At 52.8% G+C, this 26,721-nt stretch carries 18 protein-coding genes, 1 tRNA gene and 2 pseudogenes; 10 read left to right on the forward strand and 11 right to left on the reverse strand.

Annotation, left to right across the window (positions count from 1 at the left end):
• Window positions 1–6: 6 nt before the first annotated feature.
• From pflB to CJP72_RS06510, 3 genes are all read left to right on the forward strand, one after another.
• Window positions 7–2,289, forward strand: a complete 2,283-nt coding sequence (pflB, locus tag CJP72_RS06500) for a formate C-acetyltransferase (protein WP_162380069.1) — start codon at window positions 7–9, stop codon at window positions 2,287–2,289.
• A gap of 203 nt (window positions 2,290–2,492) precedes the next feature.
• A complete protein-coding gene (gene pflA, locus CJP72_RS06505; protein WP_162380070.1) occupies window positions 2,493–3,233 on the forward strand; it encodes a pyruvate formate lyase 1-activating protein in 741 nt (246 codons plus the stop codon).
• Window positions 3,234–3,307: 74 nt separating this feature from the next.
• Window positions 3,308–4,102 (forward strand): hypothetical protein, encoded by a 795-nt coding sequence (locus tag CJP72_RS06510; RefSeq protein ID WP_162380071.1) that lies wholly within the window; start codon window positions 3,308–3,310, stop codon window positions 4,100–4,102.
• A gap of 299 nt (window positions 4,103–4,401) precedes the next feature.
• On the opposite strand, the gene CJP72_RS06515 is transcribed toward CJP72_RS06510, so the two are convergent.
• The 10 genes from CJP72_RS06515 to lrp form a co-directional block, all read right to left on the reverse strand.
• Entirely contained in the window at window positions 4,402–4,884 is a 483-nt protein-coding gene (locus tag CJP72_RS06515; RefSeq protein WP_162380072.1) for an anti-virulence regulator CigR family protein, read from the reverse strand.
• 240 nt (window positions 4,885–5,124) lie between these two features.
• Window positions 5,125–6,273 (reverse strand): MFS transporter, encoded by a 1,149-nt coding sequence (locus CJP72_RS06520; protein ID WP_162380073.1) that lies wholly within the window; start codon window positions 6,271–6,273, stop codon window positions 5,125–5,127.
• Between the two features lie 311 nt (window positions 6,274–6,584).
• Window positions 6,585–7,448, reverse strand: a complete 864-nt coding sequence (locus tag CJP72_RS06525) for a dimethyl sulfoxide reductase anchor subunit family protein (RefSeq protein WP_162380074.1) — start codon at window positions 7,446–7,448, stop codon at window positions 6,585–6,587.
• Between the two features lies 1 nt (window position 7,449).
• On the reverse strand, window positions 7,450–8,067 hold the full coding sequence (dmsB, locus tag CJP72_RS06530) for a dimethylsulfoxide reductase iron-sulfur subunit DmsB (RefSeq protein WP_162380075.1): 618 nt from the start codon (window positions 8,065–8,067) through the stop codon (window positions 7,450–7,452).
• 10 nt (window positions 8,068–8,077) lie between these two features.
• Window positions 8,078–10,522, reverse strand: a complete 2,445-nt coding sequence (gene dmsA, locus CJP72_RS06535) for a dimethylsulfoxide reductase subunit A (protein WP_162380076.1) — start codon at window positions 10,520–10,522, stop codon at window positions 8,078–8,080.
• A 235-nt stretch (window positions 10,523–10,757) separates the two neighbouring features.
• On the reverse strand, window positions 10,758–12,050 hold the full coding sequence (serS, locus tag CJP72_RS06540; protein WP_162380077.1) for a serine--tRNA ligase: 1,293 nt from the start codon (window positions 12,048–12,050) through the stop codon (window positions 10,758–10,760).
• A 91-nt stretch (window positions 12,051–12,141) separates the two neighbouring features.
• Complete coding sequence (gene rarA / locus CJP72_RS06545; protein ID WP_162380078.1) at window positions 12,142–13,485, reverse strand: replication-associated recombination protein RarA; 1,344 nt, start codon at window positions 13,483–13,485, stop codon at window positions 12,142–12,144.
• Window positions 13,486–13,495: 10 nt separating this feature from the next.
• A complete protein-coding gene (lolA, locus tag CJP72_RS06550) occupies window positions 13,496–14,107 on the reverse strand; it encodes an outer membrane lipoprotein chaperone LolA (protein WP_162380079.1) in 612 nt (203 codons plus the stop codon).
• 122 nt (window positions 14,108–14,229) lie between these two features.
• Complete coding sequence (locus CJP72_RS06555; RefSeq protein ID WP_162380080.1) at window positions 14,230–18,084, reverse strand: DNA translocase FtsK; 3,855 nt, start codon at window positions 18,082–18,084, stop codon at window positions 14,230–14,232.
• Between the two features lie 134 nt (window positions 18,085–18,218).
• The gene (lrp, locus tag CJP72_RS06560; RefSeq protein WP_000228473.1) at window positions 18,219–18,713 is read right to left on the reverse strand and encodes a leucine-responsive transcriptional regulator Lrp; all 495 of its coding nucleotides are present in this window, start codon (window positions 18,711–18,713) and stop codon (window positions 18,219–18,221) included.
• A gap of 546 nt (window positions 18,714–19,259) precedes the next feature.
• Here lrp and trxB point away from each other — a divergent pair.
• The 5 genes from trxB (at window position 19,260) to infA (ending at window position 25,082) form a co-directional block, all read left to right on the forward strand.
• Window positions 19,260–20,228, forward strand: a complete 969-nt coding sequence (trxB, locus tag CJP72_RS06565; protein ID WP_193568616.1) for a thioredoxin-disulfide reductase — start codon at window positions 19,260–19,262, stop codon at window positions 20,226–20,228.
• Between the two features lie 112 nt (window positions 20,229–20,340).
• Window positions 20,341–22,107 (forward strand): heme ABC transporter permease/ATP-binding protein CydD, encoded by a 1,767-nt coding sequence (cydD, locus tag CJP72_RS06570; RefSeq protein ID WP_162380082.1) that lies wholly within the window; start codon window positions 20,341–20,343, stop codon window positions 22,105–22,107.
• Entirely contained in the window at window positions 22,108–23,829 is a 1,722-nt protein-coding gene (gene cydC / locus CJP72_RS06575) for a heme ABC transporter ATP-binding protein/permease CydC (protein WP_162380083.1), read from the forward strand.
• A gap of 44 nt (window positions 23,830–23,873) precedes the next feature.
• Window positions 23,874–24,578 carry a leucyl/phenylalanyl-tRNA--protein transferase gene (aat, locus tag CJP72_RS06580; protein ID WP_162380084.1) on the forward strand — a complete coding sequence of 235 codons (705 nt, stop codon included), beginning with the start codon at window positions 23,874–23,876 and terminating at the stop codon, window positions 24,576–24,578.
• A 285-nt stretch (window positions 24,579–24,863) separates the two neighbouring features.
• Window positions 24,864–25,082, forward strand: a complete 219-nt coding sequence (gene infA / locus CJP72_RS06590; protein ID WP_001040187.1) for a translation initiation factor IF-1 — start codon at window positions 24,864–24,866, stop codon at window positions 25,080–25,082.
• A 121-nt stretch (window positions 25,083–25,203) separates the two neighbouring features.
• Here infA and CJP72_RS06595 read toward each other — a convergent pair.
• Window positions 25,204–25,602, reverse strand: a pseudogene (locus CJP72_RS06595) (LysR substrate-binding domain-containing protein); the annotation flags it as partial.
• On the opposite strand from CJP72_RS06595, the pseudogene CJP72_RS06600 reads away from it, so the two are divergent.
• Both CJP72_RS06600 and CJP72_RS06605 read left to right on the forward strand, forming a co-directional pair.
• Window positions 25,597–26,199 (forward strand): annotated as a pseudogene (locus CJP72_RS06600) (isochorismatase family protein); the annotation flags it as partial. The pseudogenes CJP72_RS06595 and CJP72_RS06600 overlap by 6 nt on opposite strands.
• Window positions 26,200–26,345: 146 nt before the next feature.
• Window positions 26,346–26,433, forward strand: a tRNA-Ser gene (locus CJP72_RS06605).
• Window positions 26,434–26,721: the final 288 nt, after the last annotated feature.

The raw sequence follows: 26,721 nt of genomic DNA on the forward strand, positions 1-26,721 counted from the left end.
TGTTACATGTCCGAGCTTAATGAAAAGTTAGCCACAGCCTGGGAAGGTTTTACCAAAGGTGACTGGCAGAATGAAGTAAACGTCCGTGACTTCATTCAGAAAAACTACACTCCGTATGAGGGTGACGAGTCCTTCCTGGCTGGCGCGACCGATGCGACCACGGCTCTGTGGGACAGCGTGATGGAAGGCGTTAAACAGGAAAACCGCACTCACGCGCCTGTTGACTTTGACACCTCCGTTGCATCCACCATCACTTCTCACGACGCAGGTTACATCAACAAAGCGCTCGAGAAAATTGTTGGTCTGCAGACTGAAGCTCCGCTGAAACGTGCGATCATCCCGTTTGGCGGCATCAAAATGGTTGAAAGTTCCTGTAAAGCGTATGATCGCGAACTGGACCCGATGCTGAAAAAAATCTTCACCGAATACCGCAAAACCCACAACCAGGGCGTATTCGATGTTTACACCAAAGACATTCTGAACTGCCGTAAGTCTGGCGTTCTGACTGGTCTGCCGGATGCGTATGGCCGTGGCCGTATCATCGGTGACTACCGTCGCGTTGCGCTGTACGGTATCGACTTCCTGATGAAAGACAAATACGCTCAGTTCGTCTCTCTGCAGTCCGATCTGGAAAACGGCGTAAACCTGGAAGCAACTATCCGTCTGCGTGAAGAAATCGCTGAACAGCACCGCGCACTGGGTCAGATCAAAGAAATGGCAGCGAAATACGGTTGCGATATCTCTGGTCCGGCTACCAACGCTCAGGAAGCTATCCAGTGGACCTACTTCGGCTACCTGGCCGCTGTTAAGTCTCAGAACGGTGCAGCAATGTCCTTCGGTCGCGTATCCACCTTCCTGGATGCTTACATCGAACGTGATATCAAAGCAGGCAAAATCACCGAGCAAGACGCTCAGGAAATGATTGACCACCTGGTCATGAAACTGCGTATGGTTCGTTTCCTGCGTACTCCTGAATATGATGAACTGTTCTCTGGCGACCCGATTTGGGCAACTGAATCTATCGGTGGTATGGGCGTTGACGGCCGTACTCTGGTAACCAAAAACAGCTTCCGCTTCCTGAACACCCTGTACACCATGGGTCCTTCTCCGGAGCCGAACATCACCGTTCTGTGGTCTGAAAAACTGCCTCTGAACTTCAAAAAATTCGCCGCTAAAGTGTCTATCGACACCTCTTCTCTGCAGTACGAGAACGATGACCTGATGCGTCCGGACTTCAACAACGACGATTACGCTATCGCTTGCTGCGTAAGCCCGATGGTTGTTGGTAAACAAATGCAGTTCTTCGGTGCGCGTGCAAACCTGGCGAAAACCATGCTGTACGCAATCAACGGCGGCGTTGATGAAAAACTGAAAATCCAGGTTGGTCCGAAATCTGAACCAATCAAAGGCGACGTTCTGAACTTCGACGAAGTGATGGACCGCATGGATCACTTCATGGACTGGCTGGCTAAGCAGTATGTCACCGCGCTGAACGTTATCCACTACATGCACGACAAGTACAGCTACGAAGCCTCTCTGATGGCGCTGCACGACCGTGACGTTATCCGCACCATGGCGTGTGGTATCGCTGGTCTGTCCGTTGCTGCTGACTCCCTGTCTGCAATCAAATATGCGAAAGTTAAACCGATTCGTGACGAAGACGGCCTGGCTATTGACTTCGACATCGAAGGCGAATACCCGCAGTTTGGTAACAACGACTCTCGTGTTGATGACATGGCGGTTGACCTGGTAGAACGTTTCATGAAGAAAATTCAGAAACTGACTACTTACCGTAACGCTATCCCGACTCAGTCTGTTCTGACCATCACTTCTAACGTTGTGTATGGTAAGAAAACCGGTAACACCCCAGATGGTCGTCGTGCTGGCGCGCCGTTCGGACCGGGTGCTAACCCAATGCACGGCCGTGACCAGAAAGGTGCTGTTGCCTCTCTGACCTCCGTTGCAAAACTGCCGTTTGCTTACGCTAAAGATGGTATTTCTTACACCTTCTCTATCGTTCCGAACGCACTGGGTAAAGACGACGAAGTTCGTAAGACCAACCTGGCAGGCCTGATGGATGGTTACTTCCATCACGAGTCTTCCATTGAAGGCGGTCAGCACCTGAACGTGAACGTGATGAACCGTGAAATGCTGCTGGACGCGATGGAACATCCGGAAAAATATCCGCAGCTGACCATTCGTGTATCTGGTTACGCAGTACGTTTTAACTCCCTGACTAAAGAACAGCAGCAGGATGTTATTACCCGTACCTTCACTCAGACCATGTAATGGGTTTTGACTGAAATCACGCATTAAATGACGTACAATAAAGGCTCCACGTAAGTGGGGCCTTTTTAACAGGTAACTCCCCTACCCGCAGCCTGCTTTGTCAGCTATCTATACTTATGGATGACTGCCAAAACAGACTCGACACAGTGAACAACTGTGCACTCACACGGCCCCGGATGGGCCACATCTGGAGAAACACCGCAATGTCAGTTATTGGTCGTATTCACTCCTTTGAATCCTGTGGCACCGTTGACGGCCCAGGTATCCGTTTTATTACCTTTTTCCAGGGCTGCCTGATGCGCTGCCTGTACTGCCATAACCGTGATACGTGGGACACGCACGGCGGTAAAGAAGTGACGGTTGAAGAGTTGATGAAAGAAGTCGTCACCTATCGTCACTTTATGAACGCCTCTGGCGGCGGCGTTACTGCATCCGGCGGTGAGGCGATTCTGCAGGCTGAGTTCGTTCGCGACTGGTTCCGCGCCTGTAAAAAAGAGGGAATTCACACCTGCCTCGACACCAACGGTTTTGTCCGTCGTTACGATCCGGTGATCGACGAGCTGCTTGAAGTCACCGACCTGGTCATGCTTGACCTGAAGCAAATGAATGACGAGATCCACCAGAACCTGGTCGGCGTCTCTAACCATCGCACGCTGGAGTTCGCGCAATACCTGTCAACGAAAAATATTAACGTGTGGATCCGCTACGTCGTTGTTCCGGGTTGGTCAGATGATGACGACTCTGCACATCGGCTGGGCGAGTTTACCCGTGATATGGGGAACGTCGAAAAAATTGAGCTGCTGCCGTATCACGAGCTGGGTAAACACAAATGGGTGGCAATGGGTGAAGAGTACAAACTTGATGGCGTCCATCCACCGAAGAAAGAGACCATGGATCGTGTGAAAGGTATTCTCGAGCAGTATGGTCATAAAGTGATGTACTAATAGTTAAAACAAAGCGGCTGCCTGATTAGGTAGCCGTTTTGCTATCCTCAAAAGAAAACTCAGGAAAGGAAGCGATGCGTTTATTCATTTCAGGGATTTTACTGCTGTCGGCTCAGTGCGCCAATGCCGCCAACAACTGTGACATCCGCGCCATCGTCCAGCACGCATGGCCGGAAGCGAAACCGACAGCGGAAGGGACGATGATCACCCCTGGTAATCAGGTTATCGATATCACGGGCACTTCACCGCAAAGCGCGATTTGTCGTGTCTGGCCTGCCCATCCTGAATTGACGCTTGCAGCTGTCCCCCTGATGTCCCAGGAAAAAATCGACTATGCCCACAATGGCGATCTGGAGTTACTGGTGCTCAACTCCGTCACCCTGGAGGTTAAACAGCGATTACACCTGCCAGAACGAATGAGTGATGATGCTATCCGCATTACGGGTATCGCACTTGATACCGCACGCTGGAAAGTGGCGCCCAACCAAACCGCCTTTGGTCTGCACATAACCCGTAGCGGCAGCTCGCGCGTTAATCCGATTGGTGAAGATGCGCTGTCGTTATACGTCATTGAAAATAATCAACTACGTCTGATATTAGAGGGGATCGCGCTGACGGCTAACAGCGGCGAATGGGACGGGAACTGCGCTGGCGAGTTTAACGATACAAAACGTATCCTTGCTATCGACGCCTCTTCCCATAAGGGTTACGCCGATATCCGTGTCAGCGAAAAAAGCGTGAAATCCATAGCCTCTGTTGACGCTAAAGGTGAATGCACGGCGAAGGATACACTCGGTAAGGCCAACTGGACCCTGCGTTATGACGGAAAACAGTATATCGTCCCACAACAGTTGGCATCGCTGGAGTAGAAGCCTGACGACATCAAGTTTGCCGAAAGCGTATTTGCCGCGTTCTCATCGAGAAAATGCTCTTCTGATGCGTTTCGCGGCACTCCGCGTAGCACACCCACCCTGCTCTTCCCGCGCATTTAGCATTCTGTCCACGGCGATTATTGCTTTGGCAAAACATACCTGACTTCCCCTTCAGCGCTACAGCTGATGGTAAATACCAGCCTGAAAGGTCAGCCAGGTGACACGAAAAGTGCCTCGCGCAAATAAGTACGCTTCATGCTGTTTTGCCACGCCCATCGCGCTGCGGCTTTTTATATTTACTTAAAGACGCCGTTTATCACGGAAGTGACTATCGCGGTACTCAGTGCAATCAACACCAGATCTTCACCGACAATACGCCACTCATAGCCAGGATAAGACGGTAATTGCCCCAACATTGATGAAGGCACCATTTTTTTCGCAATTCCCGGAGGCAGAGGCTTACCGCGGGCATAGTTTTTCGCAATGCCGGGAGGAAGTGCTTTATATCCGGTTAAACCGTAATTGAGCGCCAACGACCGCGCGCGATCGTAATTAATATGAATAGAGACATCATCATCGACGTTCTTTTTATCCGCCTTTGATTTGCTCTCATGATTTTGTTTATTTCCATGGTTAGCGGAGTTTCCATTACCATGGTTGCCGCTGTTGCCTTTACCGCCGCTATTCCCGTTACCTGGATCAGCAATGACCGGAGCAGAAGCGAAGGTTAAAGACAACACCACCGCCAACGCGGTAGTGAGAAAACGACGTGCTGACATGATTGCTGCCTTTTAAAAGAGATGCCTGATTGAATTATCGTTTCTCTTAAGAAGTAAACAATACGTAAAACTCTTAGATATGACGGTTACAAAAAACCTGTTGTTAACATAACAGCCTGAGTTTAAAACCGGGATATCCAGGGCGACCACCGGGTTTGGCCCCTTCGGGAACCAAACCCGCTGTTTCCCCGACTTCATTGGCATAAGTGAACGATGTGAGTTGTTAACGGACTTTTATCGTCAGGCATGCGCCACGGGCGTCGGATGTTCGCCAGCCTTACGCAGTAACATCAGCAGATAAATAAACGATACGCTGGCAATCATAATAAACAGCAGATTGTCTGAATAATTTTGCATCAGCATGGCCGTAAACGAGGGGCCCAGCAAGCTACCTACCGTATAACTCAGCAACAACGCCTGATTCATCGCAACAAGTTGATGCTGTCCGACCCTTTCACAGGCCCATGCCATCGCCACCGGATAAAGCGTAAAACCAGCCGCACCCAAAATAAACAGCGCTGGCGCCATCGCAGCCTGCATCATCATGGCAAGACTGCCGAGGATCACAACAAAGACCTGGACACGTAAAACCAGTAGTCGGCCAAATTTATCCGCCAGACGGCCTATCGGCCATTGTCCCAGAATACCGGCACTCACTAATACCGCCATCCAGAAACCGATACTGGCATTACTGATCCCCTGATGCTTGAGATATAGCGGCATCAGACCGTACAGAGAACCCAGCACAATTCCGGAAATAATGCAGCCATTCACACCCAGTCGCGCCTGGCGCAACTTAAGCATAGAGACAATCGGCGTCGTGCTTTGGCTTTCAGACTGCTGATTCAGAATACGGGTAAAGAGCAGGGGTAAAATTCCCGCCAGAACCATACCGGTTACCCATGGCAGCACATTCATCAGATCCGTCGGCACTTTACTGACCAACACCTGGCCAAGAAACGTCCCCACGTAATAGACCATCATATAGGCCGCAAGCAATCGGCCACGGTTTCGCGACGTGCCGCTACACATAAGCGCGCTTTCGACGACGACCCAAATCATGGCGCACCCGACGCCAGCGATGAAACGCCAGGTCATCCAGGACCAGAATCCAACCATCACACCCAGTCCTATACAGCCAGCGGCAAAAATCAGCGACGCGATGTAATAGCTGCGATTAAACCCAAGGTGTTTAATTAAATATCCTGTGAGGATTGTCCCGACCAGGTTCCCGGTAAAATAGGACGAACTGACAATCCCGACCTGCCAGGTCGGCAGTTCTTCCTGGGCGAGCCATAGCGGAACGAGCGTGTTTAATACCGCTATCGCCAGAGTCAACAAAAGCAGGCCGCACAGCAACAATATGACAGGCCGGGTATAGGTGGTCATGGATAAAAACCGTGAGGAAGTTCAAATTTCATGCGCATCATGCCACCGCCAAAAACATTGTCAATCGGCGAAATCAGCGGCATGGTGGGGTTTCATGGCTATCGATTTGAAATACTGATTCTTAACATGAATGAATAGAAGGTGAAAAACATCATGTTATTGTTTTAATTGATCTAAAACAAAAATACCCCGTTTCGTTCAGTCGAAAAATTTCATGATTCAAAATAGCCTGTTTTTCGCTCGCTTCCTGGTCGTTAAAAAAGAAAAACCGGGGCAAATGCCCCGGTTCAGATAATTGACACTCTCTATGCTTAGCTCGCGACTGCCATACCGACCGTCATGTGCAAGCCATAGAACACGCCACGGCCAATCAACTCCCCGACTAACAGCAGGATAAACGCGACTGACAGTAGCGGTACAGCAGGTTGATATCCTTTTAATTGCGGTAGGATCCAGCAGCACAACGCCACCGCCAGCAATACAATACGCCAGGCCATCAAGGAGCCGTAATCCGGCACCAGCGCAGTTGCCTGCTGAATCGAGCTATGGATGGTTGCCAGTTCAGCGCCCTGCATTACGGACATCATGGCACTGACAACCAGCGCCAGGACAGAAATCACCGGTAACAGACGCATTGCCCATCCATCCACACCCGCCACGCGCAGCAGCAAATACCCCAATAATGGGCCGCCCATAAACAGCGTCAGGAAGAACCCTAGCGGAGTCCACACACTGTACCAGGTTGGGACGGTGTCGATGGTGTTATATACACGCACCATCATCCAGACAAAGACAACGCCCAGAACCATTGTCGCAACCAACCACAAATTGCGCAGGGCTGGAGGGAGTTTCCTGAGCACAGCCAGCAACCAACCTATTCCGCCAATGGCAAAGAAGAGCGAGCCGCTGGCAATTTCATTACTGAGCGCTGAAGAGCCCACACGATTAAGTGAGTTGAAGGCGCGCATCGGAGAGCCCAGATGAAGCATAGAGGCAATAAAACCAATCCCCATCAACACCCACAGGCCAAACATACAGGCAATAACCCGCTGCTGAGATTCAGCACGCAGATCCCCTTTTATCAGCGCTAATGCCATTACGATAAAACCGCCGGCGACACATTGTCCGAAGACCGTAAAGATCATTAGCGGCCATTCATGCCATCCACTTCCCATCTTACACCTCCTTCGGATTCGCCAGATAACCGGTTGTATCTCCGGTCGGACGGCTATTAGCGTTAGGTTTGATCACAATACTGGGCTTCGTGAAATGCGCGCCCGGTAACGGTGCGACAGCGGCCAGACTGCCATGCTTTTTACGCAACTCTTCAATCGGGCCGAAGTCCAGCGCACGCAGCGGACAGGACTCCACACAAATCGGTTTTTTACCGTCGGCGACTCGGTCATGACAACCATCGCACTTGGTCATGTGGCCTTTGGCGGCATTGTATTGCGGCGCACCGTATGGGCAGGCCATATGGCAATAACGGCAACCGATGCAGACATCTTCGTCCACCACCACAAAACCATCTTCACGTTTATGCATCGCACCGCTTGGGCAGACCTTAGTACAGGCCGGATCTTCACAGTGGTTGCAGGCGATGGAGAGGTAATAGGCAAAGACATTCTGATGCCATACACCGTTATCTTCCTGCCAGTCGCCGCCGGCATACTCGTAAATGCGACGGAAACTGACGTCCGGGGTTAAATCTTTATAGTCTTTGCAGGCCAGCTCGCAGGTTTTGCAACCGGTGCAACGGCTGGAATCAATAAAAAATCCATACTGAGTTGTCATCGGTTACTCCTTAGACCTTTTCAACCTGAACGAGGTTGGTATGTGACGGATTCCCCTTCGCCAGAGGCGATGGACGCTGAGTTGTCAGAACGTTAATGCATCCGCCCTGATCCACACGTTTCGCATCCGGGTCATACCAGGCTCCTTCACCCAGGGCGACAACGCCAGGCATCATACGCGGCGTGACCTTCGCCTCAATGTGCACCTCGCCACGACCGTTGAAGATACGAACCTTGTCTCCGTTATTGATGCCACGTTTTTGCGCATCCATCGGGTTAATCCACATTTCCTGACGGCAGGCGGCTTTCAACACATCAACGTTACCGTAAGTGGAGTGAGTACGTGCCTTATAGTGGAAACCTGTCAACTGGAGCGGATAGTCTTTGGTCAACGGATCGTTGTAGCTCTCAAAACCAGGTGTGTAGATCGGCAGCGGATCGATCACATCACCTTCAGGCAATTCCCAGGTCGCGGCAATCTCTGCCAACGCCTGCGAGTAGATCTCGATTTTACCGGACGGTGTCGTCAGTGGATTAGCCTGTGGGTCTTCACGAAACGCTTTGTAAGCCACGTGATGTCCTTCAGGGTCGCGTTGCTTGTACATGCCTTGTTGGCGGAACTCCTCAAACGATGGCAGTCCCGGGATAGCCTTGCGAGACTGCTCGTACAGATGGCGCATCCACTCTTCCTGGCTACGACCCTCGGTAAATTTCTGTTCAACGCCCATGCGCTTCGCCAGTTCCGTGGTCATCTCATAGATGGTTTTGCATTCGAAACGAGGTTTGATAGCCTGGTCTGCAAAAATCACATACGACATATTCCCGCAGGATGCATCCAGCGCAAAGTCCATCTGTTCGGATGCCGTGCAGTCAGGCAGCAAAATATCAGCATATTTCGCTGAAGAGGTCATATGGCAATCGATGACGACAATCATTTCGCACTTCTTGTCGTCCTGGAGAATTTCATGCGTGCGGTTGATTTCTGAGTGCTGGTTGATCAGGCAGTTACCTGCATAGTTCCAGATCATTTTGATCGGCACATCGAGTTTATCTTTGCCCTGCACACCGTCACGCAGTGCAGTCATTTCCGGACCGCGTTCAATCGCATCAGTCCACATAAACATCGAGATACTGGTCTGAACCGGGTTATCCAGCGTCGGCATACGCTCAAACGGCAGAGCGTAGGAGCCTTCACGAGCTCCAGAGTTACCCCCGTTAACACCCACATTACCCGTAATGATCGCCAGCATCGCAATCGCACGTGACACCACTTCACCATTTGCATGGCGCTGCGGCCCCCAGCCCTGGCTGATAAATGCGCGTTTCGCATTACCGATTTCACGGGCGAGTTTTATAATACGTTCGGCAGGAATACCTGTGATAGCTGAAGCCCACTGTGGCGTTTTCTCAATACCGTCATTACCCTGACCCAGGATATACGCCTTATAGTGCCCATTGGCTGGTGCACCCGATGGCATCGTTTTCTCGTCAAAGCCTACGCAATACTTGTCGAGGAACGGTTGATCGACCAGGTCTTCTTTAATCATTACCCAGGCAAGAGCAGAGATCAGAGCCGCATCAGTGCCCGGACGAATCGGGACCCACTCATCTTCACGCCCTGCGCCGGTATCGGTGTAACGAGGATCGATGATGATCATGCGAGCATTGGATTTTTGACGAGCCTGTTCGAGGTAGTACGTCACCCCGCCACCGCTCATGCGTGTTTCGCCCGGGTTATTGCCGAACAGAACAACCAGGTCGCTGTTCTCAATATCTGACGGACTGTTGCCATCTGCCCAGCCGCCGTAAGTGTAGTTCAGCCCCATCGCTATCTGAGCGGTCGAGTAGTCGCCATAGTGATTCAGATAACCACCGCAGCAATTCATCAGACGAGCAATCAGGGTTTTTCCTGGCGGCCAGGAACGCGTCATCGTGCCGCCGAGCGTACCAGTCCCATAGTTCAGATAGATGGATTCGTTGCCGTAATCTTTGATCAGGCGCTGCATGTTGTTGGCAATAATGTCATACGCCTCTTCCCAACTGATGCGCTCGAACTTGCCTTCACCACGTTTGCCTACACGCTTCATTGGATACTTCAGGCGATCCGGGTTATAGACGCGGCGACGCATGGAACGACCACGCAGACAGGCGCGTACCTGATGTAATCCTTCGTAATCATCATTGCCGGTACTATCGGTTTCAACGTACTTGATTTCACCATCCACGACATGCATGCGCAGTGGACAGCGGCTACCACAGTTAACCGTACAGGCGCTCCAGACAATTTTTTCGCTGGGCTGAGCCGGGCTGATCGCTTCAGCGGCATTCGCGATTCGGGTAAATGGCAGGGTGAACGCGCTACTGGCGAGTGCCAGTCCGCCTATCGCCGTCGTTTTTACCAAACCACGACGACTCACCTCAGCTGCCAGTACGACATCGGGGATCTTAGTTTTCATAATGGCTCACTCTGCTGCTCACATAACAAAAGTAACACTTCGTTGTGTAGTTATTTATATATCGATATCATCGCTATATAAATTTATATATAATGAGTGTGATGACATTCAGCGAAATATGCTGAGTTTCATACGAAGCCAGTATTACCTCTAAGGGGGTATGGATTATTGTTCGGTGTCAAACGGACATAAAAAAAGCGCCCGAAGGCGCTTTTTAAGATCAAAGAAACCAGTATTAGCCGATATATTCCAGTCCGTTCATATACGGACGCAACACTTCCGGCACCGCAATGCGACCATCCGCCTGCTGATAGTTTTCCATTACCGCTACCAGAGTACGACCCACAGCCAGACCAGAACCGTTCAATGTATGAACCAGACGGGTCTTTTTGTCCGTCTTGCTGCGGCAACGCGCCTGCATACGGCGAGCCTGGAAATCCCAAACGTTAGAGCAGGAAGAGATCTCGCGATAGGTATTCTGTGCCGGGATCCACACTTCCAGATCGTAGGTTTTGCATGCGCCGAAGCCCATGTCACCGGTGCACAGAACAATTTTGCGATACGGAAGACCCAGCAACTGAAGCACTTTCTCAGCATGGCCGGTCATCTCTTCCAGTGCATCCATAGAATCTTCCGGACGAACGATCTGCACCATTTCCACTTTGTCGAACTGGTGCATACGGATGAGGCCACGCGTGTCACGACCATAAGAACCCGCTTCAGAACGGAAGCACGGCGTGTGCGCCGTCATTTTGATCGGAAGCTGGTCTTCGTCGATGATTTCATCACGCACCAGGTTGGTCAGCGGGACTTCTGCTGTCGGGATCAACGCATAGTTGCTGCTGTCGGCTTCTTCTTCCAGCGGACGAGTATGGAACAGATCGCCGGCAAATTTCGGCAACTGACCCGTACCATACAGCGTGTCGTGGTTCACCAGATACGGCACATAGTTTTCACTGTAACCGTGCTGTTCGGTGTGCAGATCCAGCATGAACTGTGACAGCGCACGGTGCATACGCGCAATCTGACCCTTCATCACTACAAAGCGAGAGCCGGTCAGTTTAACGGCTGCGGCAAAATCGAGACCGCTGTGCATTTCACCCAGGGTAACGTGGTCGCGAACGTCGAAATCGAATTGACGCGGGGTGCCCCAGCGGCTGACTTCAACGTTGTCGTTTTCGTCTTTGCCGACCGGTACGTCGTCGTGAGGGATGTTCGGGATGGTCAGCGCGATATCGCGGATTTCCGCCAGCAACACATCCAGCTCAGATTTCGCGGCATCAAGCTGCTCACCGAGTTTGTTCACTTCCAGGCGTAATGGCTCGATATCTTCCCCGCGCGCTTTCGCCTGGCCAATGGATTTCGATCGCGAGTTACGCTCTGCCTGCAGGTTTTCGGTTTCGACCTGCAGTACTTTACGTCGCTCTTCAAGAGCGCGAAGTTTATCTACATCCAGCTTAAAGCCCCGGCGTGCCAGTTTTTCTGCGACTGCGTCTGGCTCGGTACGCAGCAGATTGGGATCGAGCATGCTTATCCTGTGCTTATCGAATTAAAAAAGGGAATGCAACCGCAGCCTGCGGTTGCAAAGATACATTGCCAACATTACCGCAACGCCTGCGCTAGCGGTAGCGTTTTGTGCGGCTATTTTGATCCTGTTCAGCGAGCCAGGCGAGCTTTTCGCCAATCTTACCTTCAAGACCCCGTTTAGTTGGATTGTAATAGCGCGTTTGTGCCATTTCAGCCGGGAAATACTCTTCACCTGCGGCGTACGCGTTGGGTTCATCATGGGAGTAGCGATACTCTTGCCCGTATCCCATTTCTTTCATCAGTTTGGTCGGTGCATTACGCAGGTGAACCGGCACATCGTAGTCGGGGCGTTCACGCGCATCGGCCAGCGCGGCTTTGAAGGCGGTATAAACAGCATTACTTTTTGGCGCACAGGCCAGATAAACAATCGCCTGCGCAATCGCACGTTCGCCTTCTGCGGGGCCGACGCGAGTGAAACAGTCCCATGCGGAGATCGCGACCTGCATGGCGCGTGGGTCTGCATTGCCCACATCTTCGGAAGCAATGGCCAGACAACGGCGCGCAACATACAACGGATCGCCACCGGCAGTAATGATCCGGGCATACCAGTAGAGCGCCGCATCCGGGGCGCTGCCACGAACGGATTTATGCAATGCGGAGATGAGGTCGTAAAAGCGGTCGCCTTTATTATCAAAGCGAGCACTGCGTTCCCCGGCAATCTCTGTCAGTAACGCAGATTGAAGAACACGTTTTCCACTGGCGTCCACTTCCGCCATATCCGCCATCATTTCAAGCGTGTTTAACGCACGACGCGCATCGCCGTTAACCAGCTCGGCTATCGCCCGGCATGTTTCATCCGGCAGGACAATATCCTGACCGCCATAGCCACGCGCTTTGTCTTCCATCGCCTGTCTCAGCACCCGCTCAATATCGTCGGTGGTCAGCGATTTCAACAAATAGACGCGCGCTCGCGATAACAGCGCGGAATTCAGCTCAAAGGAAGGGTTTTCGGTCGTGGCGCCGATAAAAGTGATGGTGCCGTCTTCAATATGCGGCAGAAACGCATCCTGCTGACTTTTATTGAAGCGGTGAACTTCGTCGACAAAAAGAATGGTACGGCGACCCGCGTTACGGTTCTGACGAGCACGTTCAATGGCTTCGCGGATCTCTTTCACGCCGGAGGTGACAGCAGAAATACGTTCGACATCCGCATTCGCATAACGGGCGATCACTTCGGCAAGGGTCGTTTTTCCGGTACCTGGCGGTCCCCACAGGATCATTGAGTGCAGATGCCCCGCCTCGATGGCGCGAGGTAATGGCTTACCGGCCGCCAGCAGATGCTGTTGACCAATATACTGCGCTAAATTTTCTGGCCGCATGCGTGCGGCCAGTGGCTGAAAAGTATTGTCAGAAAAATCGAGCGACAGATTGCTCACTCACATGCCTCTACTTACGTTGGTCGTCTACCGTTACGCCTTGCGGAGGGGTAAAGGTAAATTTCGATGCTTCTACAGCACCATTCTGCTGAGACTTCAGCTGATAGTTGCTGCGCTGACCATCTTGCTCTACCGCGCTAAATTGATGGATGGTGCCGTCACGCCCGACATTGATGGTGAACTGCTTCAGATTCCCGTTGCTGGTTTTCGGCGTCAGGACAAAGTCATCACCGTTTTGCTTAATGTTGTATTGCTGCCAGTCGCTAGACTGGTTGCGGGCAATCAGCATAAACGGCGTATTGCCTGTCGCATCCTTCAACCAGGTCGCCGTTGCCTGCTCGACAAAGGGGTTAAAGAACCAGAGCGTTTTACCGTCAGAGACCAGAATGCTCTCGTCGGGCTGCGTCATATGCCAGTTAAACAGGTTTGGGCGCTTAACCCATAAATCACCCTGACCTTCCTGAACCGCTGCACCGCTGCCATCGGTCACTTTCTGAGTGAAGCTGGCGTGGAAGCTGCTGACTTTATCCAGACGACTTTTCAGATCGCTGGCGGCATCGGCCCATACGCTGCTCACGACAAAGCTTGAGAGTAATGCACAGGTGATTGCGATTTTTTTCATTGTTATTCCTCAAAATACGTCACTCCCGATGGGGAGATTCCTCTGCTATCCATTCCAGGCCAAAAATCAGCATGAGGAAAGAAGAAAATACTGAATTCTTATTTATTTACCGATCTTTGCAATCAATCAAAGGGAGGCGGAGCCAACACTTCCCGATTGCCGTTATGACCTTGTTCGCTGACAATTCCCTGCGCTTCCATCTGCTCGATGATGCGCGCCGCACGGTTATAGCCAATGCGGAACTGACGCTGTACGCCGGAGATCGATGCTTTACGTTTTTGGGTCACGAAGTTCACGGCCTGATCGAATAAGGGATCCAGCTCCTCGCCACCGTCTAAGCCGCCACCGCCGCCTTCACCTTCGCTATCGGAGGTAATGCCGTCGACGTACTGTGGACGACCGCGCGCTTTCCAGTCCTGCACAACAGCGTGAACTTCTTCATCGCGAACGAACGCGCCGTGAACACGCACAGGCGTGCTGGAGTTCGGGCCGGAGTAGAGCATATCCCCCATCCCAAGCAACGATTCCGCACCGCCCTGGTCGAGAATGGTACGGGAGTCGATTTTGCTCGACACCGTAAAGGCGATACGCGTTGGTATGTTCGCTTTAATCAGGCCAGTAATGACATCAACTGACGGACGCTGGGTGGCCAGCACCAGGTGGATACCCGCAGCACGCGCTTTCTGTGCCAGACGCGCGATCAACTCTTCCACTTTTTTGCCAACGGTCATCATCAGGTCAGCAAATTCATCTACCAGCACCACGATATACGGCAGTTTTTCCAGCACCGGATGTGTGGCATCCATGCTGTCGCCCGGTTTCCAGTACGGGTCCGGAATCGGACGCCCCATACGTTTCGCCTCGGCAATTTTCTCGTTGTAGCCCGCCAGGTTACGCACGCCCAACGCTGACATCAACTTGTAGCGGCGTTCCATCTCATTGACGCTCCAGCGCAGGGCGTTGGCGGCGTCTTTCATGTCGGTAACCACTTCGGTCAACAAATGCGGAATACCTTCGTAAACTGAAAGTTCCAGCATTTTCGGGTCGATCATGATAAAGCGAACGTCTTCCGGCTGCGATTTGTAGAGCATGCTGAGGATCATCGCGTTCACGCCGACCGATTTACCGGAACCGGTGGTACCGGCAACCAGAAGGTGCGGCATTTTCGCCAGGTCAGCCACCACGGGCTCACCGGCGATGTCTTTACCCAACACCACGGAGAGCGGCGACGGGTTATCGCGAAAGCGCGCGCAGTCGAGCACTTCACGCAGATAAACGGTCTGGCGCTTTTTGTTCGGCAATTCCAAACCTACGTAGGGTTTGCCTGGAATCACTTCCACGACGCGCACTGCGACAGTAGACAGAGAACGGGCCAAATCGCGCGACAGGTTGGAAATACGCGCCGCTTTCACGCCCGGTGCCAGATTCAGCTCGAAGCGGGTGATAACCGGGCCCGGTGAGTAGTTCACAACGTCTGCTTTAATACGGAAATCCGCCAGTCGTGCTTCGACCAGGCGCGCCATTTGCTCAAGCGCGAAGGTATCTACCGGCTCAACTTCCGTTGGCGGCGGCGTCAGCAGATCTAATGACGGCAGCGGCGTGGTCGGTTTAAGGGCCGGACGACTGTCGCCGTTACGCATCAGCAGCGGATGAATCAGGCTTTCCTTTGGCTGCGGAGCAGGTTGATGCGACTGCTGAACCTGCGGCTGATAGGCCTGCTGCTGTTGAGGCTGCTGAACCGGGTACTGCGGCGGCTGTGCAACAGGTTGCTGTGGCTGCTGATACTGCGGTTGTTGAACTTCCGGCATCACACCTGGGGTAAACAACGGCTCATGCGGTCCCTCATCCACCAATGTTTTCATCGGTGAGAATTCAAAATCATCCAGCGAGAATGGATTCGCGCCAGAGGGTTGTTCACCGGAATAACGCTGTTGCTGTGAAGAGGCAAACTGGCGTGCCAACTCGGCTTCAGCGCTGGCATCTTCGTCTTCCGGTTGCGAAACATCGTGCTGATACTCCTGGCCATAACGATGCTGCTGCGATTGTGCAAACTGGCGAGCCAGTTCATCTTGCTGCATCGCTTCGATTTCGTCTTCAGAGTACTGCGTGTCAGAATCGAACGGTTGACGCTCCGCCTCACGCGCTTTCTCTTCCGCCATGCGCTGAGACGGTAATTTGATACCATACGATGCCAGTTCACGGCGCGTTGGAACACGCACACGATTTGGTCTCGGTAATTGCGGTCCAATACCTTCTTTAACTTGCGGGCGTGGCGCGCCGTCCCCTGCGAGACTAAACACTGGCGCGCCCGCAGCGGCTGTCGCCCCTGCCGCCAACGTCGCATCTTTCACGCCTGCCGCTAATGGTGCCACTGCGGCAAGAGATTCCACTGGCGGTATAGCCGCCGTCACGGGGGAAGAATATTTCACCGGCTCAGGTTCTTGCACGGGCTCAGGAATAGGTTGATACCACGCTGCAAGTTGCTCACGCTCACGCGCGCGCTTCTCTTCCACCTCTTCAAAATAGTAAAGCGGTGGGCGTGCAGGTTTAGATTCTTCAACCTCTGGCTCTGGCGCAACGGCAATGGGTTCCGGTTGATGAACAGGTTCAGAGGAATGCACCGACTCTTGTGGGTAAACCGGTTCAGGTTGCCAGCGTTGCTCCGCAACGGATTCCTGTGGCGGCCATGACGTTTGCGGCTGCGGCGCTACAGGTTGTTCATAGCCAGGCTCCGACACCGGTGGCGCATAATACTGCGGCTGAGGTTCGACTGGCGCAGGTTGCTGCCAGGGTTCATGAACGGGAACCTGAGGTTGAACATATTGTGACGGTTGCGGATACCCTTCCGGCGCTGGGGCGATAACAGGGTCGGTATATTCCGGCCCTGGCACAGGTTGCCATTGCACTTCAGGTACAACAGGCACAGGTTCGGCACCGGGAATCGACGGTGTTTGTAGTGCGGGTTCGGCAGGCGCAGCCCAGGCTTGCGTAGCGGCTGTCGCTACTGCGGCTGCGGCGACTGGCTCGGTGACCGAGTGACCATTGAGCAACGGATCATATTCATCATACTCAGGCTGAGTCGCACGATGCCCGGAGAACAGCACGTCGTTAGGATCGGCAGCTACACCACCTGCGCTATATTCAATTTCCTCATCATCATCCATGCGTTTGCCGGAAAACAGCGCCGCATCGGTATGGCGACCGCGAGGGTTGGAAAACTTCTCTGCCAGACGTTTGCGTCGCGCCAGTGCGCCCCGAAGAATACGTGCGCGTCGGGACTCTCGTTTTACGCCGTCACCTTCATCAGCAAACTCTTCGTCATCTTCATACTCTTCATCATCGACCCACGTATCATCACGACGGGTACGATTGCTGGCGAATGTCAGAATATTGAGCAACCAGCCGCCTAATTTTTCTGCAATGCTGACCCACGACCACCCCGTAAATAGCGTCAGACCAGCGGCCCAGATGCACAATAATGCGATGGTTCCCCCACTGCTGTGCAGCAAAGGTTGAAGCGTCGTGCTCAGCAGACTGCCAATCACGCCGCCAGACGCGAAATACCAGATGTCATCAGCATTAATTGCCGCAAGACCGCAGGAGGTCAGAATGAGCGCCAGCACGCCGATCACGCGCAACGACACGGCAAAATAATCGATATATTCGTCGCTGGCCTGATGGCGCCAGGCGAACCAGCATCCCCCCACGATTATGATCGGGATGGTGTAAGCCATTACGCCAAAAATGAAGAACAAGGTGTCAGCCAGCCAGGCTCCCGGCATACCGCCCAGATTATGGATAGGTTCGTGCCATGCCGTCTGCGACCAACTGGGATCTGAGGGATTAAAACTCAGTAAGGCTGCCATCAACCAGACGGCAAAAAGGGCAATAAGGATCAGCAACGCTTCCAGAAGTCGGCGCCCGCTGCTTAATTTTGTCAATGTGACTTCTTTGTCTTCAGTATATTCCTGGCTCAAAAAAGGCTCTCCAGGTTTCAGGCTTTTCCTGCCCGATGCTAAAACGGACAACAGCACCGGGTTGCCCCGGCACTGTTGCTGTATGGATTAACAGGAGTGTAATCAAACTGCGTCGATTTTGCACCTGTTCCGTGTTAGCGCGTCTTAATTACCAGACGATTGCTCTGTTTTACTTCTTCCATCACCACATAGGTACGGGTGTCATTCACGCCCGGCAGACGCAGCAGGGTTTCCCCCAGCAACTTACGGTAGGCAGACATATCCGGCACGCGTGTTTTCAACAGGTAGTCGAAATCACCGGAAACTAAATGACACTCTTGAATTTCTTCAAGTTTTTGTACTGCGGTGTTAAATTGTTCAAACACATCTGGCGCACCACGATTCAGAGTAATCTCAACAAAAACCAGAAGTGATGCATCCAGATAATGCGGGTTTAACAGTGCCGTATAGCCCTGAATAAACCCCTGTCTTTCGAGCCGACGCACACGCTCAAGGCAGGGTGTCGGTGAAAGTCCCACTCGTTTAGAAAGCTCGACGTTAGAAATACGGCCATCTTTTTGCAATTCATTAAGAATGTTGCGATCGATGCGGTCGAGATCTTTGCCAGGGCGCTTCTTGCTATCTACCATTATTATTGTCTCTCTGTATTCCTTCCCTACTCCTGCCTGACTCTTTGCACATCACTGTTTAGAGCCTATGCCCATCACAATAGACCGAAACCCAAAGGGATTAACGGCGCGCAATGCCTGGTCTATAGTGAGAAGACCGTTGCCTGATGGCCGCTATCGATATCACGAATGGCGTCTGTCCACACCATGCGTAGATTTCGCTAGCCCGGTAAACATGGTATTTACATGCATGGTTATGCATCACACACATATCACTGTTTTGTTCTTCAATGAATGTTTTCGCAAAACGGCAGGGGATTGTCAAAGCAAAACATCGATTTTTAGTACAACATGCCAATTATTCATTGGGAGCGGTCGTTAATCGTCATTTAATCACCTTATAACGGCCCTATTTTAAGTAGAAATCATTCTAATCGTGCCGTCATCGTGGCCGCTCATTGGTTCCTGCTATTACACGAATTGTTAACAAAATCGCTATACCCTTTTTTTACGTCTACAAATTCCCTACAATCCTGCCCATTGTCTGCCAACAACTATGGGGATCTCATGGGCACGACCAAACACAGTAAACTGCTTATTCTTGGTTCAGGGCCAGCGGGATATACCGCTGCGGTCTACGCTGCGCGTGCAAACCTGCAACCAGTACTGATCACCGGTATGGAAAAAGGCGGTCAGCTGACCACCACGACCGAAGTGGAAAACTGGCCTGGCGATCCAAACGAGCTGACAGGGCCGCTGTTGATGGAACGTATGCATGAGCATGCGACTAAATTTGATACTGAGATAATCTTTGATCATATCAATAAGGTGGACTTGCAGAACCGTCCGTTCCGTCTGACTGGCGACAATGGCGAATACACCTGTGATGCGCTGATCATCGCCACCGGGGCTTCCGCTCGCTATCTCGGTTTGCCATCAGAAGAAGCGTTCAAGGGGCGTGGCGTTTCCGCCTGTGCTACCTGTGACGGTTTCTTCTATCGCAATCAAAAAGTCGCGGTCATCGGCGGCGGCAACACGGCAGTTGAAGAAGCATTGTACCTGGCGAATATCGCCTCTGAGGTCCATCTGATTCACCGTCGCGACAGTTTCCGTGCAGAAAAAATCCTGATCAAGCGTCTGATGGATAAAGTCGAAAACGGCAATATCGTGCTGCATACCCACCGTACGCTTGAAGAAGTCACTGGCGATCAGATGGGCGTCACTGGCCTGCGCCTGCGCGATACGCATAACACCGACCACATTGAATCGCTGGACGTTGCGGGTCTGTTCGTTGCCATCGGCCACAGCCCGAACACCGCTATTTTCGACGGTCAGCTTGAGCTGGAAAATGGTTACATCAAAGTTCAGTCAGGCATTCACGGCAATGCCACACAAACCAGCATTCCGGGCGTCTTTGCGGCAGGCGACGTGATGGATCACATTTACCGCCAGGCGATCACGTCTGCGGGAACAGGTTGTATGGCGGCGCTGGATGCAGAGCGTTATCTCGACGGGTTAGCCGACGCCGGTAAATAAGTTTACAAAACAGTAACAAAAGTAAAAAAGGCGACTATAAGTCGCCTTTATTTTTGCCCCGTTGTAACATTGCCCTGCCTAAAATTCTGATAACTCACCTGCTAAGCGTGCAATGAATAAAACCCGTCAAAAAGAGTTAACTCGCTGGTTAAAACAGCAAAGCGTCCTCTCCCAGCGCTGGCTGAATATTTCTCGTCTGTTGGGATTTGTCAGCGGCTTATTGATTGTCGCGCAAGCCTGGCTCATGGCGCGTATTCTGCAACATATGATTATGGAGAACATTCCTCGTGAAGCCCTTCTCCTCCCTTTCATTGTTCTGGCACTGATTTTTATTCTGCGCGCCTGGGTCGTCTGGTTGCGTGAACGGGTCGGTTTTCATGCCGGGCAGCATATCCGCTTTGAAATCCGTCGTCAGGTGTTGGATCGCCTGCAACAGGCAGGACCAGCGTGGATTCAGGGTAAACCCGCAGGCAGTTGGGCGACGCTGGTACTCGAACAGATTGACGATATGCACGATTATTATGCGCGCTATCTTCCGCAAATGGCGCTGGCTGTCAGCGTGCCGCTGCTGATCGTTGCGGCTATTTTTCCGATAAACTGGGCCGCCGCGCTGATCCTGCTCGGAACGGCGCCGCTGATTCCATTATTCATGGCGATGGTCGGTATGGGGGCTGCTGATGCCAACCGCCGTAATTTCCAGGCCCTTGCGCGTCTGAGCGGTCATTTTCTCGATCGTTTGCGCGGCATGGAAACGTTACGCATTTTTGGGCGTGGGGAAGCAGAAACGGAAAGCATCCGCGCCGCCTCACAGGATTTTCGCCAACGCACCATGGAAGTCCTGCGCCTTGCCTTTTTATCCTCGGGCGTTCTCGAGTTCTTTACCTCGCTTTCCATCGCGCTGGTCGCCGTCTACTTCGGCTTCTCTTATCTTGGCGAACTGAACTTCGGTCACTATAGCACCGGCGTCACGCTCGCCGCAGGTTTCCTGGCGCTGATTCTTGCCCCTGAGTTCTTTCAGCCTTTACGCGACCTTGGCACGTTTTATCACGCTAAAGCCCAGGCGGTAGGCGCGGCTGACAGCCTGAAAACGTTTATGGAAACGCCCCTTGCCCACCCGGAGCGTGGCGATATTGAGCTTGCGACCAAAGACCCTGTCTCGGTTGAAGCCCAGGATCTGATTATCACCTCCCCGGAAGGTAAAATACTCGCCGGTCCGTTGAATTTCTCACTACCCGCAGGCCACCGCGCGGTACTGGTCGGGCGCAGTGGTTCAGGGAAAAGCTCTCTTTTGAATGCGTTATCCGGTTTTCTTTCATACCAGGGGTCATTGCGTATTAACGGTATTGAACTGCGCGATTTGTCTCCCGAATCCTGGCGTAAGCAGCTTTCCTGGGTCGGACAAAACCCGCAACTCCCAGCGGGAACATTGCGGGAAAATGTGCTGTTAGCGCACCCGAATGCCAGTGAGCAAGAGCTCAAAGCCGCGCTCGACAATGCCTGGGTCAGCGAGTTTTTACCAATGCTACCGCAAGGCGTAGACACACCGACGGGCGATCAGGCCGGTCGGCTTTCCGTCGGCCAGGCGCAGCGCGTTGCCGTTGCGCGTGCGCTGTTGAACCCGTGCAAACTGCTTTTGCTTGATGAGCCGGCAGCCAGCCTGGACGCTCACAGCGAGCAGCGCGTCATGCAGGCATTGAATGCGGCTTCCCGACGCCAGACCACCTTGATGGTCACTCACCAACTCGACGATCTGGCCGACTGGGATGCGATTTGGGTGATGCAAGACGGACAGATTGTCGAGCGCGGTCAGTATGCCCAGCTCAGTACCGCCAACGGGCCGTTTGCCACGTTACTGGCTCACCGTCAGGAGGAGATCTGAATGCGCGCCTTGCTACCCTATTTAGCGCTCTACAAGCGCCATAAATGGATGTTAACGCTCGGGATCGTGCTGGCGATCGTCACGCTGTTGGCCAGCATTGGGCTGTTGACGCTGTCCGGCTGGTTCCTGTCAGCGTCCGCTGTCGTGGGTGTTACCGGCATTTACAGTTTTAACTATATGCTGCCTGCCGCAGGCGTACGTGGCGCGGCGATTACCCGAACTGCCGGTCGCTATTTTGAACGGTTAGTCAGCCACGACGCGACGTTTCGCGTCTTGCAGCATTTGCGAATTTATACCTTTAGCAAACTGTTGCCGCTCTCTCCGGCGGGGCTTGCCCGCTATCGGCAGGGGGAGTTGCTTAACCGCGTGGTGGCTGATGTCGATACGCTCGATCATCTCTATTTGCGCGTCATCTCTCCTATCGTGGGCGCCTTTGTGGTGATTATGGTCGTCACCCTGGGCCTGAGCTTTCTCGATTTCACCCTCGCGATAACGCTGGGGGGGGTTATGTTGCTCACTTTGTTCATTCTGCCTCCGCTGTTTTACCGCGCAGGGAAAAGTACCGGACAGAGCCTGACCCACCTGCGCGGACAGTATCGCCAGCAACTCACCGCCTGGCTGCAAGGACAAGCAGAATTGACCATCTTTGGCGCCAGCGATCGCTACCGGGCGCAGATGGAAAGCACAGAAATGCAGTGGCATGAAGCCCAACGCCATCAGTCTGAACTGACCGCACTGTCTCAGGCCGTCATGCTGTTGATTGGCGCGCTGGCGGTCATGCTAATGCTATGGATGGCCTCTGGAGGCGTGGGTGGCAACGACAAACCCGGCGCCCTGATCGCACTTTTCGTCTTTTGCGCGCTGGCGGCATTTGAGGCGCTGGCTCCCGTGACAGGCGCGTTCCAGCATCTTGGCCAGGTTATCGCCTCCGCATTGCGTATTACCGAACTCACCGAACAGAAACCCGAAGTGGAATTTCCGGATACGGATTCAGCAGTACCAGAGCAGGTGACGCTGACGATGCGTGATATTTCGTTCAGCTACCCTGAGCAGGCGAAAAAAGCGCTGGAATCCCTCTCGCTGCACGCGAAGCCTGGCGAGCATATTGCCATTCTTGGGCGTACAGGTTGTGGTAAATCGACGCTATTGCAGTTACTGACCCGCGCGTGGGACCCGCAGCAGGGCGAGATCCTCATCAACAATCAGCCGATTTCAGCACTTAACGAAGCCACGCTGCGCGCCACTATCAGCGTCGTACCGCAGCGCGTCCATCTGTTCAGCGCCACACTGCGTGACAACCTTCTGCTGGCGGCTCCAAATGCCAGTGACGAAGCGCTGTCAGAAATGCTGAGCCGTGTCGGTCTGGAGAAATTACTCGACGATGGCGGGCTTAATAGCTGGTTAGGTGAAGGGGGGCGTCAGTTATCCGGCGGTGAACTTCGCCGTTTGGCCATCGCCCGCGCCGTATTGCACGACGCTCCGCTGGTGTTGTTGGATGAACCGACCGAAGGGTTAGACGCCACAACGGAAAGTCAAATGCTTGAATTGCTTGCCGATGTTATGCGAAACAAAACGCTGTTAATGGTCACACACCGCCTGCGCGGACTGTCGCGATTTGATCAAATAATAGTGATGGACAACGGCCAAATTATTGAGCAAGGTAATCACGCAGCTCTGTTAGCCAGGCAGGGTCGTTATTACCAGTTTAAGCAACGTCTGTAAGCTATTATTGAACGATCCGACTTGCGTACTGGAGTTGTGCTGTCATGCGCCTGGTTCAGCTTTCTCGCCACTCAATAGCCTTCCCTTCCCCGGAAGGCGCTTTGCGCGAGCCCAATGGGTTATTAGCCCTTGGGGGCGATCTTAGTCCCGCCCGCTTGTTAATGGCATACCAGCGGGGCATATTTCCGTGGTTTTCACCTGGCGATCCGATTCTCTGGTGGTCACCCGACCCTCGCGCGGTTTTATGGCCGGAACACTTTCATCTCAGTCGCAGCATGAAGCGTTTTCACAAACACTCGCCCTATCGGGTGACGCTGAATTATGCCTTTGACCAGGTTATTGAAGGCTGTGCCAACGATCGCGAGGAAGGGACATGGATAACGCGCGATATAGTGGAGGCTTATCATCGTTTGCATGAATTAGGGCATGCGCACTCTATTGAAGTATGGCGCCACAATGAATTAGTCGGCGGAATGTATGGCGTATCGCAAGGCACCCTTTTTTGCGGTGAATCGATGTTCAGCCGCCAGGAAAACGCCTCCAAAACCGCACTGCTTATTTTTTGCGCTGAATTTCGCCGTCAGGGGGGAAAGCTGATCGACTGCCAGGTGCTAAATAGCCATACCGCGTCACTGGGGGCCTCAGAAATAGCCCGCCGTGAGTACCTTGAACACCTCAGCATAATGCGCCAGCAGCGATTGCCAGGCCTTTTTTGGGTGCCTCGTACGTTATTTTCACCTGAGGAGTGAATGTTTTCGGCACATTTTTTGTCGCGGTGTTATAATTGTGCCGCAGAGCAGGTTATGCCCATTACCCCGCCGCCGTTAAGGAACAGTTCGCGTCAGGTAACGCCCATCGTTTATCTCATCGCTCCCTTATACGTTGCGCTTTTAGTGCGGCTTTGCCGTGTGTGATCGGAGTAATGCGCCAAACCTGGTTTGCTGCGTTTTAAACGCGCAAATCTTTACTTATTAAAAGAACTTCGGCATTATCTTGCCGGTTCAAATTACGGTAGTGATACCCCAGAGGATTAGATGGCCAAAGAAGACAATATTGAAATGCAGGGTACCGTTCTCGAAACGTTACCTAATACCATGTTCCGCGTAGAGTTAGAAAACGGTCACGTGGTTACTGCACACATCTCCGGTAAAATGCGTAAAAACTATATCCGCATCCTGACGGGCGACAAAGTGACTGTTGAGCTGACCCCGTACGACCTGAGCAAAGGCCGCATTGTCTTCCGTAGTCGCTGATTGTTTTCACGCCAAAATGGCAAAGATAATAAAAGGTCGGTTTATCCGGCCTTTTTTGTGGGCGCAATGTCACGCGTTAATCTTCAACCATTCGCGCATATTCTTCCGTTAAGAAGTCCACTCATGCACGTACAGAAGGCAGCAATCCACGGCGAGACGGAAATACCGCGTGGATAACGTCACTTTTAGGTTCCCATCCATCCAGTAAAGCCACCAGTTCATCGGCAGCCAGTTGCTCTTTGACCATCAATACCGGTAATTGTACAACGCCAACACCCGCGACAGCCGCCTCGCGTAGCGCCAGCATATCGGTGGTAATCAAACGTGGCGTAAAATGGATGTCTGCCCTTGCCCCTTCAGGCCCCAACAATTCCCATCGGTGAACATGTTTCCCGGCGGCAAGACTCAGGCCCGGCCAGTTGTTAAGCTCGGCAGGCGAAGAAAGAGACCCCATCCGGGCGATCAATCCCGGGCTGGCAAAAAGACGATGCCCACGATCGGATAATACGCGCATCACCAGAGCGGTTTATTCCAGACCGTGGGCGATATGCCAATGCCAGAGCTACGTGCACGCGCCGCCGCGTTGGCCAAAATGGCAACGCTGTCGAAAATGCCGGTAATTACCACCGCATCCGTACCGCAAGGTCCTAATGGTCCCCTGATCCCGGAGATCCACGCCAATGCGCCGCATGCGCAGTACGTTGCACGTAAAGGCGAAATTAATGCATGGGATAACGACGAGTTTGTTAACGCAGTAAAAGCTACAGGTCGTAAAACGCTTATCATCGCAGGCACGATTACCCGTGTGTGTATCGCGTTCCCGGCCATCAGCGCAGTAGGTGAAGGTTACAAGGTGTTTGCAGTGATTGATGCTTCGGGCACGTACAGCAAAATGGCGCAAGAAATCACCCTCGCCCGCATTGTGCAGGCAGGTGTCGTACCAATGGATACGGCGGCGGTCGCTTCTGAACTCCAGGGAACCTGGAATCGTGAAGACGCGGCCGAATGGGCTGAAGTGTATACCCACATATTCCCAGCCTATCAATTGCTGATTGAAAGCTACAGCAAGGCGCAGGATGTGGTGAAAAACAACGAAAAGTTGGATTCACAGCACTAATTTATCTCCCCTGCGCAATGCCAGGCAGGAAGATGTACACTGCGTAACCAAACGAGAGTTAAAGCGTAAATACTGCTTGACCGTTTTAGCGCAACTCCCTATAGTAGCGCCCCGTTGCCCCCCAAGCGGTCAGGCAGCAAAAATATGGTGAGGTGTCCGAGTGGCTGAAGGAGCACGCCTGGAAAGTGTGTATACGGCAACGTATCGGGGGTTCGAATCCCCCCCTCACCGCCATATTCGAGAAAGAGCTCGTACGAAAGTACGGGCTTTTTTTTCGCATGTTGCACACGCCGGGGGGATGAGAATCCCCGACCGGGGGTCGACAACTGGCGCAGCCAGTTGGACAGACCACGAACACAGTGAGTGGGCTGCCCGCAGGGCGAGCGAAGCGAGTCAATCCCCCCCTCACCGCCATATTCGAGAAAGAGCTCGTACGAAAGTACGGGCTTTTTTTTCGCATGTGACCCATCCTGAATAGCGTTGACACGTTCCTGACCTAAATCCGGAGAACGTGATGATGAC

The sequence above is a fragment of the Citrobacter sp. NCU1 genome (genome assembly GCF_010231475.1).
Lineage (GTDB): Bacteria > Pseudomonadota > Gammaproteobacteria > Enterobacterales > Enterobacteriaceae > Citrobacter_D.

Excerpts from the sequence above, each read along its gene's own strand:
- pflB (WP_162380069.1), top strand. The coding sequence starts at position 7 with ATGTCCGAGCTTAATGAAAAGTTAGCCACAGCCTGGGAAGGTTTTACC.
- pflA (WP_162380070.1), top strand. The coding sequence starts at position 2,493 with ATGTCAGTTATTGGTCGTATTCACTCCTTTGAATCCTGTGGCACCGTT.
- CJP72_RS06510 (WP_162380071.1), top strand. The coding sequence starts at position 3,308 with ATGCGTTTATTCATTTCAGGGATTTTACTGCTGTCGGCTCAGTGCGCC.
- CJP72_RS06515 (WP_162380072.1), bottom strand. The coding sequence starts at position 4,884 with ATGTCAGCACGTCGTTTTCTCACTACCGCGTTGGCGGTGGTGTTGTCT.
- CJP72_RS06520 (WP_162380073.1), bottom strand. The coding sequence starts at position 6,273 with ATGACCACCTATACCCGGCCTGTCATATTGTTGCTGTGCGGCCTGCTT.
- CJP72_RS06525 (WP_162380074.1), bottom strand. The coding sequence starts at position 7,448 with ATGGGAAGTGGATGGCATGAATGGCCGCTAATGATCTTTACGGTCTTC.
- dmsB (WP_162380075.1), bottom strand. The coding sequence starts at position 8,067 with ATGACAACTCAGTATGGATTTTTTATTGATTCCAGCCGTTGCACCGGT.
- dmsA (WP_162380076.1), bottom strand. The coding sequence starts at position 10,522 with ATGAAAACTAAGATCCCCGATGTCGTACTGGCAGCTGAGGTGAGTCGT.
- serS (WP_162380077.1), bottom strand. The coding sequence starts at position 12,050 with ATGCTCGATCCCAATCTGCTGCGTACCGAGCCAGACGCAGTCGCAGAA.
- lolA (WP_162380079.1), bottom strand. The coding sequence starts at position 14,107 with ATGAAAAAAATCGCAATCACCTGTGCATTACTCTCAAGCTTTGTCGTG.
- lrp (WP_000228473.1), bottom strand. The coding sequence starts at position 18,713 with ATGGTAGATAGCAAGAAGCGCCCTGGCAAAGATCTCGACCGCATCGAT.
- trxB (WP_193568616.1), top strand. The coding sequence starts at position 19,260 with ATGGGCACGACCAAACACAGTAAACTGCTTATTCTTGGTTCAGGGCCA.
- cydD (WP_162380082.1), top strand. The coding sequence starts at position 20,341 with ATGAATAAAACCCGTCAAAAAGAGTTAACTCGCTGGTTAAAACAGCAA.
- cydC (WP_162380083.1), top strand. The coding sequence starts at position 22,108 with ATGCGCGCCTTGCTACCCTATTTAGCGCTCTACAAGCGCCATAAATGG.
- aat (WP_162380084.1), top strand. The coding sequence starts at position 23,874 with ATGCGCCTGGTTCAGCTTTCTCGCCACTCAATAGCCTTCCCTTCCCCG.
- infA (WP_001040187.1), top strand. The coding sequence starts at position 24,864 with ATGGCCAAAGAAGACAATATTGAAATGCAGGGTACCGTTCTCGAAACG.